General features: G+C 70.2%; 11 protein-coding genes and 1 pseudogene. 8 read left to right on the top strand and 4 right to left on the bottom strand.

Annotation, left to right across the window (positions count from 1 at the left end; translation table 11 throughout):
* Positions 1-20: 20 nt before the first annotated feature.
* From OG331_RS11750 to OG331_RS11715, 8 genes and pseudogenes are all read left to right on the top strand, one after another.
* Positions 21-1133 (top strand): annotated as a pseudogene (locus tag OG331_RS11750) (inositol-3-phosphate synthase); the annotation flags it as partial.
* A gap of 403 nt (positions 1134-1536) precedes the next feature.
* Positions 1537-2541 carry an SCO3242 family prenyltransferase gene (locus OG331_RS11745; protein ID WP_406194818.1) on the top strand — a complete coding sequence of 335 codons (1005 nt, stop codon included), beginning with the start codon at positions 1537-1539 and terminating at the stop codon, positions 2539-2541.
* Positions 2538-3503 carry a sugar phosphate isomerase/epimerase family protein gene (locus OG331_RS11740; RefSeq protein ID WP_406194815.1) on the top strand — a complete coding sequence of 322 codons (966 nt, stop codon included), beginning with the start codon at positions 2538-2540 and terminating at the stop codon, positions 3501-3503. Before OG331_RS11745 ends, OG331_RS11740 begins: the two co-directional genes overlap by 4 nt.
* Positions 3500-4297, top strand: coding sequence for an EboA domain-containing protein (locus OG331_RS11735; protein WP_406194813.1), 798 nt, complete (start codon positions 3500-3502; stop codon positions 4295-4297). The genes OG331_RS11740 and OG331_RS11735 overlap by 4 nt, the downstream gene beginning before the upstream one ends.
* Positions 4297-5187 carry a TatD family hydrolase gene (locus OG331_RS11730; protein WP_406194811.1) on the top strand — a complete coding sequence of 297 codons (891 nt, stop codon included), beginning with the start codon at positions 4297-4299 and terminating at the stop codon, positions 5185-5187. Before OG331_RS11735 ends, OG331_RS11730 begins: the two co-directional genes overlap by 1 nt.
* 3 nt (positions 5188-5190) lie before the next feature.
* Positions 5191-6360, top strand: a complete 1170-nt coding sequence (eboE, locus tag OG331_RS11725; RefSeq protein WP_406194809.1) for a metabolite traffic protein EboE — start codon at positions 5191-5193, stop codon at positions 6358-6360.
* Positions 6357-7853 carry a nucleotide pyrophosphatase/phosphodiesterase family protein gene (locus tag OG331_RS11720; protein ID WP_406194807.1) on the top strand — a complete coding sequence of 499 codons (1497 nt, stop codon included), beginning with the start codon at positions 6357-6359 and terminating at the stop codon, positions 7851-7853. Before eboE ends, OG331_RS11720 begins: the two co-directional genes overlap by 4 nt.
* Positions 7854-7968: 115 nt before the next feature.
* Positions 7969-9045 carry a sugar phosphate isomerase/epimerase family protein gene (locus OG331_RS11715; RefSeq protein WP_406194804.1) on the top strand — a complete coding sequence of 359 codons (1077 nt, stop codon included), beginning with the start codon at positions 7969-7971 and terminating at the stop codon, positions 9043-9045.
* A gap of 64 nt (positions 9046-9109) precedes the next feature.
* On the opposite strand, the gene OG331_RS11710 is transcribed toward OG331_RS11715, so the two are convergent.
* The 4 genes from OG331_RS11710 to frc all read right to left on the bottom strand — a co-directional run bounded on the left by OG331_RS11710 (position 9110) and on the right by frc (position 15418).
* On the bottom strand, positions 9110-10516 hold the full coding sequence (locus OG331_RS11710; protein ID WP_406194802.1) for an OFA family MFS transporter: 1407 nt from the start codon (positions 10514-10516) through the stop codon (positions 9110-9112).
* Between the two features lies 1 nt (position 10517).
* Positions 10518-11906 (bottom strand): OFA family MFS transporter, encoded by a 1389-nt coding sequence (locus tag OG331_RS11705; protein WP_406194799.1) that lies wholly within the window; start codon positions 11904-11906, stop codon positions 10518-10520.
* A gap of 121 nt (positions 11907-12027) precedes the next feature.
* Positions 12028-14172 (bottom strand): acetate--CoA ligase family protein, encoded by a 2145-nt coding sequence (locus OG331_RS11700; protein WP_406194796.1) that lies wholly within the window; start codon positions 14170-14172, stop codon positions 12028-12030.
* Between the two features lie 4 nt (positions 14173-14176).
* Positions 14177-15418 carry a formyl-CoA transferase gene (frc, locus tag OG331_RS11695; protein ID WP_406194793.1) on the bottom strand — a complete coding sequence of 414 codons (1242 nt, stop codon included), beginning with the start codon at positions 15416-15418 and terminating at the stop codon, positions 14177-14179.
* Positions 15419-15427: the final 9 nt, after the last annotated feature.

The following is a 15427-nucleotide window of genomic DNA, read 5'->3' as shown; positions in this document are numbered from 1 at the left end:
GCACGACAAGGAGGCTGCCCATGTCCGCGTCCCTCTCCATACCGCGTGTGGGAGTGTGGCTGATCGGAGCCCGAGGCTCCGTCGCCACCACCGTCGTCACGGGGTGCGCCGCCGTCACCGCGGGACTGCACCCGCCCACCGGCATGGTGAGCGAGACCCCGGCGTTCACCGACAGCGGCCTGCCCGCCCTGTCCGACCTCGTCTTCGGGGGCCACGACACGCTCGACTGCCCCCTGCCCAAACGCGCCGAGACCCTGACCGCCGGCGGCGTCCTCCCGCCCGGAGTCGCCACCGCCGTCGCCGCCGAACTCGCCGCCGCCGACCGGGAGATCAGGCCCGGAGGCCCCGCCCCGGGCGACACCAGGAGCGAGGCCGAACTGATCACGGCCTTCACCGACGACATACGCGACTTCATGCACCGCCACGAACTGGAGCGGGCCGTGGTGGTCAACGTCGCCTCCACCGAACCCGCGTCCCAGGGGCCCGACGCCCCGCTGCCGGCCAGCACCTTGTACGCCCTGGCAGCCCTGCGCGCGGGCTGCCCCTACGTCAACTTCACCCCCTCCGAGGGCATTCACCACCCCGTCGCCGCCCGCGAGGCCGAGCGGAGCGGCCTGCCGTACGCCGGCCGGGACGGCAAGACCGGACAGACCCTGCTGCGGGCCGTGCTGGGCCCGATGTTCGCGCAGCGGGCGCTCGCCGTCCGCGCCTGGTCCGGCACCAACCTGCTGGGCGGCGGCGACGGCGCCGCCCTCGCCGACCCGGCCGCCGCCGCGGCGAAGAACGCCGGCAAGGAACGCGTCCTCGCCGACACCCTCGGCACCGTCCCCGAGGGCGAGGTGCACATCGACGACGTCCCGGCCCTCGGCGACTGGAAGACCGCCTGGGACCACATCGCCTTCGACGGCTTCCTGGGCACGCGCATGATCCTCCAGACCATCTGGCAGGGCTGTGACTCGGCCCTCGCAGCCCCCCTGGTCCTGGACCTCGCCCGCCTCACGACCCGCGCCCACGAAGCCGGCCTGACCGGTCCGCTCGGCGACCTCGGCTTCTACTTCAAGGACCCGATGGGGGACGGACCGGCGAGCTTGGGAGAGCAGTACGCAGCACTGGTGGGCCTGGGGGAGCGGCTGCGCCGGGCGGATGCCGGCGAGACCACCCCGGAGGCCGGGCACGACGGGGCGGTTGAGGGGGCTGCGGCTCGGGGCGCTGGTCTGCGTAGGTCGGTTGAGGGGGCTGCGGCTCGGGGCGCTGGTCTGCGCGGGTCCGTTGAGGACGCTGCGGTAGGGGGCGCCGGGCACCAGGGTTCGGCGGAGGTGGCTGCCGCACAGGGCGGCGATCCGCGCGAGTCGGCCGAGGAGGCTGCGGTGCGGGGCGCTGATCTGCGTCGGTCCGATGAGGAGGCCGTGGTGCGGGGCGCTGATGTGCAGGGGTCTGCTGAGGAGGCTGCGGCACAGGGCGGCGATCCGCGTGAGTCCGCCGCGGAGGCCGCCGAACGGGCCGTCGACGCGCGCGAGCCCGCTCCGGGGAGCGGCCGTGAGCGGTAGACGCGCCTGGGCCGAACTGCTGCGGCTCCCCGCCCTGTTCACCGTCCCCGGCGACGCGCTCAGCGGCGCCGTCGCCGCCGGGGGTCGGCCCAACCCCCGCACCCTGCTCGCCATCGGATCCTCCCTCTGCCTTTACGAGGCCGGCATGGCCCTCAACGATTGGGCGGACCGCGCGGAGGACGCCGTCGAACGCCCTCACCGCCCCCTGCCCTCCGGCCGCATCCGACCGTCCTCCGCCTTCACCGCGGCCTGCGTCCTGACCGCCGCCGGGCTCGGCCTGGCCGCCAGGGCCGGTCGCCCCGCCCTGGCGGTTGCCGCCCCCCTGGCCGCCACCGTCTGGGCCTACGACCTCGCCCTGAAGCACACGCCTGCGGGCCCCGTGGCCATGGCCGCCGCTCGCGGCCTCGACCATCTCCTCGGCGCCGCCACCACCGGCCGACCCCAGGAGGCACTGCCCTCCGCCGCCCTCCTCGGCACCCACACCCTCGCCGTGACGACCGTCTCCCGCCGGGAGACCCAGGGCGGCACGTCCCTGCCACCTCTGGCCGCCCTTGCCGCGACGGCCACCCTCGCCGGGCTCGTGGCACGCGGCGCGCGCGGAACGAAGCGAGCCGGGTCGACGGGCGCCGGCAAAAGGACTGGTACCGGCATGGGCACCGCCACTGGCACCGGCATGGGCACCGCCATCCGTGCCGGCACGGCAATCGCCGCCGGACGTCGGACGCTCGCGCCCGGCAGGCCCGGCCTCACGCTCGACATGGCCCTGCGCACAGCCCTGGCCATCGCCTACGCCGCCGCCGGCCGCCGCTACACCCACGCCGTGCTCAACCCCTCACCGCCCCTGACCCAGCGAGCAGTCGGCGGCGGTGTCCGCGCCACCATCCCGCTCCAGGCGGCGCTCGCGGCCCGCGCCGGATCCGCGCTCACCGCCGTGGCCATCGCCGCGCTCGCTCCGCTCGGACGGAAGTACGCGAAGAAGGTGAGCGTCACATGAGCCCTCGGCCGCACCCGTGGCGGGACAACGGCGAACCGCCCTCCCCCCGCGTCCCCCTCCGCTTCGGCTACGGCACCAACGGCCTCGCCGACCTCCGTCTCGACGACGCTCTCGCCCTCCTCGCCGACCTCGGCTATGACGGCGTCGGCCTGACGCTCGACCACATGCACCTCGACCCCCTCGCCCCGGACCTCGCCGCCCGCACCCGCCGCCTTGCACAACGCCTGGACGCGCTCGGTCTGGACGTCACCGTGGAGACCGGCGCCCGCTATGTACTCGACCCGCGCCGCAAGCACGGACCCTCCCTGCTGGACCCCGACCCGGACGACCGCGCCCGCCGCGTCGACCTCCTGATCCGCGCCGTCCGGGTCGCCGCCGACCTCGGTGCCCACGCCGTCCACTGCTTCAGCGGCATCACACCCGCGGGCACCGATCCCGACACGGCCTGGGACCGTCTCGCCGAGGCACTCACCCCGGTCCTGGACGCCGCCACCACGGCCGGCGTCCCCCTCGCCGTCGAACCCGAACCCGGCCACCTCCTCGCCACCCTCGCCGACTTCCACCGACTCCGCCGCACTCTCGGCGACCCGGACCACCTCGGCCTCACTCTCGACATCGGCCACTGCCAGTGCCTCGAACCCCTCTCTCCCGCCGACTGCATACGCGCCGTCGGCCCCTGGCTCCGGCACGTCCAGATCGAGGACATGCGCCGTGGCATCCATGAACACCTCCCCTTCGGCGACGGCGAGATCGACTTCCCACCCGTCCTCGCGGCCCTCGCCGCCACCGGATACCAAGGCCTGACCGTCGTCGAACTGCCCCGCCACTCCCACGCGGGCCCCCACTTCGCCGAACTCTCCCTCCCGTTCCTCCGCGGCGCCGAGACCACGGCACTCAGATCTCCCCTCCCTGTCCCCTCGCACGGCGATCCCTCCGCCACCCCTGAAGGGAGCACCTCATGACCCAGCCCCGCATCAGCCCGGCCACCCCGGGCGCGGACACGGAGAGCCACCCGCCCACGAACGCAGGGGCCGACTCGGAACCCCGGCGGGACACCGTGCGGCCGTCCCGTCCCGTGACCACGGCCCTCGCCCTGACCCCACCCGCCGAGTTGCGCGGCCAGGTCACCGACCACCTCGACGCCACCGGCCGTGGCTGGCTGCACCGCGCTCTCGACGAGGCCGCTGCCCACCCGGGCACCCACGGGCCCATCTCCGCCTGGGAGTTGCGCATCGCCGAGGCCGGCCGCCGCTGCGGTTCCGAGTACGCCGATGCCGCCCGCGTCCTCATCCTGCACGCGGCCGGCGCCGACGCCGACGCCCTCACGCGGGTCTACTTCCAGGGCACCGCCGCCGAACGCCGCGCCGTCCTGCACGCGCTGCCCCACCTCGTGCCCGGCCCCGAGGCCCTCCCACTCGTCGAGGACGCCCTGCGCACCAACGACACGAGCCTCCTCGCCGCCGCCGTCGGCCCCTACGCCGCCCGGCACCTCGACGCTCACCAGTGGCGCCACGCCGTCCTGAAGTGCCTGTTCACCGGTGTGCCGGTCGACACGGTCGCCGAGCTGGACCGCCGTGCCCGCGACGACGCGGAACTCGCCCGCATGCTCGGCGACTACGCGGCCGAACGCACCGCCGCAGGCCGTCCGGTCCCCGGGGACCTGGACCGCGTCCTGACCCTGACCGACCCCACGGCCACAACGCCGGCCCCCCACGGCCCCCGCGGCACCGACGGCACCGACGGCAAGGAGTCCTGATGCGCCTCTTCGACCCCCACATCCACATGACGTCGCGCACCACCGACGACTACGAGGCCATGCACGCCGCCGGCGTCCGCGCCGTCGTCGAGCCCTCCTTCTGGCTCGGCCAACCCCGCACCTCTCCGGCCTCCTTCCTCGACTACTTCGACTCCCTCCTCGGCTGGGAGCCCTTCCGCGCCGCCCAGTACGGCATCGCCCACCACTGCACGCTCGCCCTCAACCCCAAGGAGGCGAACGACCCGCGCTGTGTCCCCGTCCTCGACGAACTGCCCCGCTATCTCGTCAAGGACCAGGTCGTCGCCGTCGGGGAGATCGGCTACGACTCGATGACCCCTGCCGAGGACACCGCCCTCGCCGCCCAGCTCCAGCTCGCCGCCGCGCACGAACTGCCCGCACTCGTCCACACCCCGCACCGCGACAAGCTGGCGGGCCTGCGTCGCACCCTCGACGTGGTCCGGGAGTCCGCACTGCCCCCGGACCGCGTCCTGGTCGACCACCTCAACGAGACCACGGTCAAGGAGGCCAAGGACAGCGGCTGCTGGCTCGGCTTCTCCGTCTATCCCGACACCAAGATGGACGAGGAGCGGATGGTCGCGATCCTCCGCGAGTACGGACCCGAGCAGGTGCTGGTGAACTCCGCCGCCGACTGGGGCAGAAGCGACCCCCTGAAGACCCGCAAGGTCGCCGATCTGATGCTCGCCGAAGGCTTCGGCGAGGATGACGTCGACCTGGTGCTGTGGCGCAACCCCGTTGCCTTCTACGGGCTCAGCGGCCGTCTCACCCTGGACGTCGCGACCCCGGAGGCGACCCACGAGGGCAACTCCATCCTCCGCGGCGCCCCGAAGGACTCCCAGGAATCGGCCGCTGCCCCGACCCCGGGGGCGTGACGCATGCGCTTCCGCCACCCCGACGGCTCCACCGTCCACCTCGCCTACTGCACCAACGTCCACCCGGCCGAGACCCTCGACGGCGTCCTCGCACAACTCCGCGACCACTGCGAACCCGTCCGCCGACGGCTCGGCCGCGACCGCCTCGGCATCGGCCTGTGGCTCGCCAAGGACGCCGCACACGCCCTCGTCACCGACCCGTCCGCCCTGCGCGGTCTGCGGACGGAACTCGACAGGCGCGGTCTCGAGGTCGTCACCCTCAACGGCTTCCCGTATGAAGGCTTCGGTGCCGAAGAGGTCAAGTACCGCGTCTACAAGCCGGACTGGACCGACCCCGAGCGCCTCGACCACACCACGGCCCTGGCCCGGGTCCTCGCCGGTCTGCTCCCCGACGACGTCACTGAAGGCAGCATCTCCACACTGCCCCTCGCCTGGCGCACCGCCTATGACGGGCGCGGTGCCGAGGCCGCCCGCACCGCCCTGCTCACGCTCGCTCAACGTCTTGACGTCTTGCGGGAGTTGACCGGCCGTGACATCCGCGTCGGCCTCGAACCCGAGCCCGGCTGCACCGTCGAGACCACCGGCGATGCCATCGCCCCACTCACCGCGATCGGCCACGACCGCATCGGCATCTGCGTCGACACCTGTCACCTCGCCACCTCCTTCGAAGACCCGCACACCGCGCTGGACACGCTCGCCGAAGCCGGCGTCCCCGTCGTCAAGTCCCAGCTCTCGGCCGCCCTGCACGCCGAACACCCCCATCTCCCCGAGGTCCGCGAGGCACTCGCCGCCTTCGACGAGCCCCGCTTCCTGCACCAGACCCGTACCGCCACCGCCGCCGGCCTGCGCGGCACCGACGACCTGGGCGAGGCGCTCAAGAGTGACGCCCTGCCCGACGCCTCACCGTGGCGCGCCCACTTCCATGTCCCGCTCCACGCAGCCCCCGCCGCGCCCCTCACCTCCACACTCCCCGTACTCAAGGCCGCGCTGACCCGCCTGGTCGGCGGACCGCACCCGCTCACCCGCCATCTCGAGGTCGAGACCTACACCTGGCAGGCACTACCGGCCGAGCTGCGACCCCGCGCCCGCAGTCAGCTCGCCGACGGCATCGCCGCCGAACTCACCCTGGCCCGCGACCTGTTGACGGACCTCGGCCTGAAGGAGCTGCCATGACCGAGCAACCGGAGGCTGCGCGGACCGAGCGACCGGAAGCCGCAAGGTCCGAGCGACCGGACCCGGCAGTCCCGACCACCGGTCAAGCACCCCTGCCGCAGGACGTCATCGTCGCGCACCAGCCCACCCCTCTCCTCGTCCTCGACGTCGTCGGCCTCACCCCCCGCCTCCTCGACCAAATGCCCCACCTCAAGACCCTCGCCCAGTCCGGCTCCCACGCGCCGCTGGGCACCGTCCTGCCCGCTGTCACCTGCGCCGCCCAGTCCACGTTCCTGACCGGCACCCACCCGTCGGAGCACGGCATCGTCGGCAACGGCTGGTACTTCCGCGACCTCGGCGACGTACTTCTGTGGCGCCAGCACAACGGACTGGTCGCCGGTGACAAACTCTGGGACGCAGCCCGCCGCGCCCACCCCGGCTACACCGTCGCCAACATCTGCTGGTGGTACGCGATGGGCGCCGACACCGAAATCACCGTCACCCCCCGTCCGATCTATTACTCCGACGGCCGCAAGGAACCCGACTGCTACACCAGGCCGCCCGCCCTGCACGACGAACTCACCGACAAGCTGGGTACCTTCCCGCTCTTCCACTTCTGGGGCCCCGGCGCCGACCTCGTCTCCAGCCGCTGGATCATCGACGCGACCCGTCACATCCTCCGCACCCGGCACCCCGACCTGGCCCTCTGCTACCTCCCTCACCTCGACTACGACCTGCAGCGCTTCGGCCCCGACGACCCGCGCTCGCTGAAGGCGGCCGCCGACCTGGACACGGCCATGGCCCCGCTCCTGGACGAGGCCCGAGCGGAGGGCCGTACCGTGGTCGCGCTCTCCGAATACGGCATCACCCGCGCGGACCGACCCGTGGACATCAACCGGGCCCTGCGGCGGGCAGGCCTGCTGGAGGTGCACACCCAGGACGGCATGGAGTACCTCGACCCGATGGCGTCACGTGCCTTCGCCGTCGCCGACCACCAGATCGCGCACGTCTACGTACGCCGGCCGGAAGACCTCGACGAGACCCGAGCGGCACTGGACGGACTGCCCGGCATCGAGCAACTCCTCGACGACGAGGGCAAGAAGGCCCACCATCTCGACCATCCGCGCTCCGGCGAGCTCGTCGCCGTCGCGGAGCCGGACGCCTGGTTCACGTACTACTACTGGCTGGACGACGCCCGCGCGCCCGACTTCGCGCGACTCGTCGAGATCCACCGCAAACCCGGCTACGACCCGGTCGAACTCTTCATGGATCCTCTCGACCCCTACGTCAAGGTCAAGGCGGCGACCGCGCTGGCCCGTAAGAAGCTCGGCATGCGTTACCGCATGGCGGTCGTGCCTCTGGATCCGTCACCTATTCGCGGCAGCCACGGCCGCCTTCCTGCGAGCGACGACGACGGTCCGCTCCTCATCTGCTCCACCCCCCGCGCTGTCGGCGACCGCATCGCGGCCACCGATGTGAAGTCACTCCTGCTCCAACTCGCCGGTCTCGGCTGACGGACAAGGGTCGGCACACACCAACTCGCCGGTCCCATCGGCCCGTCTCTTCCGACTGGTCACGAGTGAAGCACTCACCACTGACAACGGCCTTCGATCACAGGGAGTTCCAGGCATGAGCCGCTTTTCCCAGACGGACCCCGAACTCACCCACCGCCTCACCAGACGAGGCATGCTCGGCGTCGCGGCGGGCACCACGGCCGCCGCGCTGCTGGGCGCCGCCGCAGCGCCCGCGACCGCCGCACCGGACACCGCATCCGAAGCCGCAACGGCTTCCGCAGGCCGCGACCATGGGCATGGGCATGGCCGCGGCCGTCCCGTTCTCCCGCCCGGCCGCCTCGGCATCCAGCTCTACAGCCTGCGCGACAAGGTCTCCACGCTCGGCTTCGCCCCCGTCTTCGCGGAACTGGAGAAGTACGGCTACGACGAGGTCGAGTTCGCCGGCTACACCCAGGGCTCGGCCGGCCCGATCACCCTCGCGCAGCTCAAGCGGCTGGCGCGGAACCACGGCCTGAATCCGATCGGCAGCCACGTCGGCTACTACTCCGACGACCCGGGCGCCTACACCTTCGCCCAGAACCTCACCAAGGTCCTCGACGACGCCCAGGCCCTCGGCCTGAAGCACATAGGTACCGCCTCCGGGCCGTTCCGCTACGGCTCCACCGTCGACGCCTGGAAGCGTGCCGCCGAGGAGTTCAACACCTACGGTGCGGCGGCGAGGGCGCGCGGTATGAAGTTCTACCAGCACAACCACTCCGAGGAGTTCTCCTTCGCCACCGACAACCCCAAGGTCCGTCTCTACGACGTGCTGCTCGCCGAGACCGACCCCGACCTCGTGTTCCTGGAGATGGACATCTTCTGGGCGTACTCGGGCCAGTTCCGCTTCTCGAAGCGGCCCGACGGTTCGGCCGCGCCCTTCGAGCCGCTCGACTACGTGCTGAAGCAGCCGCACCGCTACCCGCTCTTCCACGTCAAGGACGGCGTGAGCGACCCGTCCAACCAGTACGGCTACGACATGGTCGACGTCGGCGACGGCGACATCGACTACCAGCGGTTCATCTCCGCCGTGACGAAGCTGCGCGGTCAGCGATTCGCCCATCACTGGCAGGCGGAACACGACAACCCGAGCGAGTCCCTCACGTTCGCACGCCGTTCGAGCAAGCATCTCCATTCGCTGCGGGAGAAGTGCTGACCGTCATGACGACATGAAGAGGCCCTCCCCGGGACGGGGAGGGCCGCCTGTCGTTCGCGGTCTGTCAGCGTGCAGGCTGCGGCATCGCGGTGCGGCCCGGCGCCGGGTTGCGGCCCGGCTGCCGCAACAGCAACGCGATCCCCGCCGCCACCATCGACACGCCGCCGGCGAGGGCGTACGCGCCGTCGTAGCCCCACGCCGCGACCACCATGGAGCCGAGACCGCCGCCGAACAGGCCGCTGATGAGCTTGCCGCTGTAGACGAGGCCGTAGTTGGTTGCGTTGTAGTTCTCTCCGAAGTAGTCCGGGGTGAGCGCCGCGAAGAGCGGGTAGAACGCGCCGCCGCCGAACCCGGAGAGGAAGGCGAAGAACAGGAACAGCCACTCGCTTCGAACGTCGCCCGCCCAGATCACGCCGAACTGGGCGAGGCCCAGGACGACGATCACGAACACCAGGGTCGATTTGCGTCCCCAGCGGTCGGACAGCCAGCCCACGACACCGCGGCCGATGCCGTTGATGACGGCCATCACGCCCATCGACGAGGCCGCGACGAGTGGGCCGAAGCCCACCTCCTTGGCGTAGTCGACCTGGAAGGAGATGCCGAAGATCGAAACGCCGGCAGTCAGGACGATGGACAGCCACATCAGTGGGAGCATGCCTGTCCTGATGGCCTCCCGGGGCGTGTACTGCTTCACCGCCGGAGGGTTCTTGGCCAGGCTCACCGCGTTCTTCCGGTCGCCCGTCTGCCTCAGTGGATCGATGTCGGCGGGCCACCAGTTCTTCGGGGGGTCCTTGAAGAAGAACGCGGATCCGAGAACGACGATCATGATGTAGCAGCCGATCAGGTCCAGGACGCGGTGATAATTCGCGGTGTCGAACCCGTAGTTGAAGATGAAGATGAACGGCAGAGATCCGTACGCGAACCCGCCATTGACGAACCCGGTCCGGGCGCCGCGCCGCTCGGGGAACCACTTGCCGACCATGTTGATGCAGGTCGCGTAGATCAGGCCGGCGCCGATGCCGCCGATGACGCCGAATCCGAGGATCGCGAGCCAGACATTTCCCAGGTGCGACAGGGCGAGGAACCCCAGCAGGCACATGCCGGAGCCGATGTACATGGCGGTGCGGGCCGTCAGGATGCCCTTCTCCCGCAGCCAGCCCGCCGGGAAGGCGATGCCGGCCTGGAAGAACACCCAGACGCTGAGGATCCAGAAGGTGTTGCTCTGCGTCCAGCCGTGCGCGTGGGACAGGGTGTCCTCCGCGGAGCCGTACGCGTATTCGAAGACGCTGATGGCCATCATGGCGATCCACGGGAGATACACCATGAACTTGCGGGAGTGACCGAGGATGTCGCGGTCGGTCTCGCCGATGCGGTAGACGCGGCCTCGCGCGTCGGTCACCTCGCGGTAGGGACGGTGTGCGGCGTCGGAGTGTGCTGATGAACTGCTTCCTGCGTACGGATCTGCCGTCATGTCAGGCCATGTCCTCGCCGAGCGGTCGTGGGTTGGCAACGATGCGGGTCTCGTCCTTGTCGCGTCCCGGTGGGCTGAGGAACAAGGCCACACAGCCGGCGAAGAGGGAGATGGAGCCGGCCAGGATGAAGGCACCGGAGTGCCCCCAGGCGCTGACGACCACGGCACCCATGCCCGCGCCCAGGCCTGAGACGAGCTTGGCGCTGTAGACCATGCCGTAGTTGGACGCGTTGTTGTTCTCGCCGAAGTAGTCGGCGGTGAGCGCCGCGAACATCGGGAAGATGGCGCCGCCGCCGAAGCCGGAGATCGCGGAGAAGACCAGGAACAGGGTCAGGTTCTTGCTGTCCGCCGACCAGAGGATGCCGAACTGGGCGAGGCCCAGGATGACGCACACGGCGAGCAGGCACCGCTTGCGGCCGTAGAGGTCCGAGAGCCAGCCGATCACGCCACGGCCGGTACCGTTGACGATCGCCTTGAGGGACATGGCTGTGGCCACGATCCCGCCCGCGAATCCGGCTTCCTCGCCGATGTCCACCTGGAACGCGATACCGAAGATGTTCACGCCGGACGTGCACGCCAGACAGAACCACATCAGGCCCACCCGGCCGGTCTTCCACGCCTCCTTGGGGGAGTACTGGTGGACCGCCGGCGGGTTCATCCGCAGCGAGCGCGCCGCGCGCGGGTCCTTCGGCGGGTTGAGCGGGTCGATGTCGGCGGGCCACCAGTTCTTCGGCGGGTCCCTGAAGAAGTAGCCGGAGAACGCGACGATTCCGGCCAGGAACACACCCACCGAGACCAGTACCCAGCGGAAGTTGGTGAGGTCCATATAACCGTTGAAGATGAAGACGAAGGGCACCGAGCCGTAGGCGAAACCGCCGTTGACGAACCCGGTCTTGCCGCCCTTGCGCTCCGGATACCACTTGCCCACCATGTTGACGCAGGTGGCGTACACCATGCCTGCGCCCATGCCGCTGAACATGCTGAAGCCGATATAGGCGAAGACGACATGCGGTGCGAATGCCAACGACAGGTAGCCCAGCAACGTGCCTGTCGCGCCGCACATCATCGCCCAGCGGGCCGGTAGTTTTCCGCTCTCACGCAGCTTGCCCGCGGGAAAGGCCACCGCGGCCTGGAAGAAGACCCAGACGGTCATCATCCAGAAGATGTGCATGCTGTTCCAGCTGTGCGCGGTGTGCAGGGTGTCCTCGGCCGATGCGAACGCGTACTCGGCGGAGGAGATGCCCATCATGCCGATCCAGGGAAGGATCACCATCCACTTGCGCTTGCGACCCATGATGTCGATGTCGGACTCGCCCAAGCGGTAGACGCGTCCGTTCTTGTCGGTCACCTCCCGATAGGCGGCGACCCTTGGAACGTCGGTGGTTGTCACGTTAGTTGCACCCCTTGCGTCGAAAGTTCTGGCCAGCGCCCCCTGTCCAATGCCTTTCGTGCGCGCGCGGGTCCCGGGGCCGGCCGACGCGCACCGTCGGCCGGCCCCCCGCTGCCTCACCTCATGAACCGCCCCCCAACAGTCCGGCCGCCCGCGCCCACCGGTACTTGGCGCCGAGCACCGCCACCGGCTTCTCGGTCGTGTACGGGTACGCCACGACCCCGCGCTCGTACAGGTACTGGCAGGCCTCCTCGACCTCCACGTCACCCGCGAGGGAGGCGACGACAGGCTTCTCTATGCCGCGCTCCCGGAATTCGGCCACCACGCGCGCGGTGAGCTCCGCGAAGACCATCGGGGGAGTGACGATGGTGTGCCAGTAGCCGAGTACGAGCGCGTGGATGCGCGGATCCTCCAGACCGAGCCGGATCGTCGCCTCGTACGTCGACGGCGGCTCGCCCCCGGTGATGTCCACCGGGTTGCCCGCCGCCCCGAAGGGCGGGATGAACTTCCGGAAGGCCTCGTCCAGGTCCGGCGGGATCTCCATCAGGGACAGCCCGTTGTCGGTCACCGCGTCCGACAGCAGTACGCCGCTGCCGCCGGCCCCTGTGATGATCACGATGTTGTCGCCCTTGGGGGCGGGCAGGACCGGCAACCCGCGCGCGTACTCCAGCATGTCGTTGAGCCCGGGCGCCCGGATGACACCGGCCTGCTTGAGGATGTCCTCGTACACGGCGTCGTCGCCGGCGAGGGCTCCGGTGTGCGAGCCCGCGGCCTTCGCGCCCGCCGCCGTACGACCGGCCTTGAGGACGACGACCGGCTTCTTCGGTACGGTCGCCCGCGCGGCCTCGACGAACGCGCGCCCGTCCTTGAGGTCCTCCAGGTGCATCGCGATGCACTCGGTGTGCGGGTCCTCGCCGAACCAGGTCAGCAGGTCGTCCTCGTCCAGGTCCGACTTGTTGCCGAGGCCGACGATCGCCGACACGCCCGTCTTCGTGGTCCGCGCGAAGCCCAGGATGGCCATGCCGATGCCGCCGGACTGCGAGGTCAGCGCCACCCCGCCCTTGACGTCGTACGGCGTGCAGAACGTGGCGCACAGGTCCTGCCACGTCGAGTAGTAGCCATAGATGTTCGGCCCGAGCAACCGGACGCCGTGCCGCTCGGCGATGGCCACGATCTCCTCCTGGAGTTCGTGCTCACCGGTCTCCGCGAACCCGGAGGGAATCAGCACGGCGTTCGGGATCCCCTTGCGTCCCACCTCCTCCAGGGCCGAGGCCACGAACTTGGCGGGGATAGCGAAGACCGCCACATCCACCTCACCGGGAACGTCCGTCACACTCTTGTACGCCTTGCGGCCCAGAATGTCATCGGCCTTGGGGTTCACCGGATGGATGTCCCCGGCGAAACCACCGTCGATGAGGTTGCGCATGACCGAATTGCCGATCTTGCCCTGTTCGTTGGAGGCGCCGATGACGGCGACCGACGACGGCTGCATCAGCCGGCGCATCGAGGTGAGGATCTCCTCGCGCGAGTAGCGGCGACGCGGTTTCGCGGGAGCTTCGGAGAGGATCACGCGGATGTCGGCCGCGACCGCCCCCTCCGCGGTCGCGATCACCGGGTTGAGGTCCACCTCGGCGATCTCCGGGAAGTCCGCCACGAGCTGCGAGACACGGCGGATCTGCTCGGCGACCGCCCACCGGTCCACGGCCGCCTGGCCGCGCACCCCGCGCAGGATCTCCGCCGCCCGGATCGAGTCCAGCATGGACAGCGCCTCGTCGGCGTCCACGGGCGCGAGGCGGAAGGTCACGTCCTTGAGGACCTCCACCAGCACTCCGCCGAGCCCGAAGGCGACGACCTTCCCGAACGTCGGGTCGGTGACCGCGCCCACGATGACCTCCTGCCCCTGCGGCAGCAGTTCCTGGACCTGCACGCCCTCGATGCGGGCATCCGCGTCGTACGCGCGGGCGTTGTCGATGATCTTGTGGAAGGCGGCCCGTACGTCCGTCGCACCCTCGACCCCGACGATCACGCCGCCGGCGTCGGTCTTGTGCAGGATGTCCGGCGAGACGATCTTCATCACCACCGGCCCGCCGAAGCGCGCCGCGTACGCCACCGCCTCGTCGACGTCCGTCGCGAGTTCCTCGCCCGGTACGGCGATCCCGTACGCGTCGGCGATCACCTTGCCCTCGGGTGCGGTCAGTGCGGTACGTCCCTCGCCCCGTACGGAGTCGAGGAGCGTCCGCACCCTCAGGACGCGGTCTTCGGCCATCACGTCAGATCACTCCGTTCGACTTGAGCAGGCGCAGCTCCTCGTCGCCGAGGCCGAGCTCGCCGATGTAGACCTCTTCGTTGTGCTGGCCGAGCAGGGGCGAACTGCTCACCTCGACAGGTGAGTCGGAGAGCTTCAGAGGGCTGCCGACTGTCACGAAGTCGCCCCGCTCGGGGTGCGGCACGGTGACGACCATCTCGTTGGCGACCAGCGAGGAGTCCTCGATGATCTCCTTGGTGGAAAGGATCGGCCCGCACGGGATGTTGTGCGCGTTGAGCCGCTCCAGCACCTCCCACTTGGGCAGGGTCGAGGACCACTCCTCGATCAGCTGGAACATCTTGCTGAGCTTGGGCAGCCGTGCCTCCGGCGTCCCCCACTCGGGGTCGTCGGCGAGTTCGGGCCGGCCGATGAGCTCGCTGAGCGGCCGCCAGCCGACCGGCTGCACGATGACGTACACGTAGTCGTTCGGGCCGCCGGGTGCGCACTTGACCGCCCAGCCGGGCTGACCGCCGCCGGACGCGTTTCCCGAGCGGGGAACTTCCCGGCCGAAGTCCTCGTTCGGATATTCAGCAAGCGGCCCATGTGTCAGGCGCTGCTGGTCCCTCAGCTTCACCCGGCACAGGTTGAGTACAGCGTGCTGCATGGCCACGTTGACCCGCTGTCCACGCCCGGTGTTCTCGCGCTGGAACAGTGCCGCGAGAATCCCCGCGACGGCGTGCACACCCGTCCCCGAGTCCCCGATCTGGGCTCCGGTCGCCAGCGGCGGCCCGTCCTCGAAACCGGTGGTCGACATCGACCCGCCCATGGCCTGCGCAACGACCTCGTACGCCTTGAAGTTGGTGTACGGGCCGTCGCCGAACCCCTTGATGGAGGCATAGACGATACGCGGATTGATCTCCTGGATGCGGTCCCAGGTGAAGCCCATGCGGTCGACCGCGCCCGGTCCGAAGTTCTCGACCATGACGTCGGAGCGCCGGATCAGCTCGGTGAGTATCTCCTTGCCGCGCTCGGTCTTGGTGTTGAGGGTGATGCTCCGCTTGTTGCAGTTGAGCATCGTGAAGTAGAGGGAGTCGACGTCCGGGAGATCGCGCAGTTGTTTGCGGGTGATGTCACCGGTCGGCGCCTCCAGCTTGACGACGTCCGCGCCGAGCCAGGCGAGCAGCTGGGTAGCGGAGGGCCCGGACTGGACGTGGGTCATGTCCAGGACGCGGATGCCTTCGAGAGCCTTGGTCGGCGTTCCAGTCATGGAGGCCAC

Origin of the sequence: Streptomyces sp. NBC_01017, assembly GCF_045162795.1 — a bacterium.
Classification (GTDB): domain Bacteria; phylum Actinomycetota; class Actinomycetes; order Streptomycetales; family Streptomycetaceae; genus Streptomyces; species Streptomyces machairae.
Note: the sequence above shows the minus strand (reverse complement) of the source record. Positions and strands in the feature narration are given on the sequence as shown.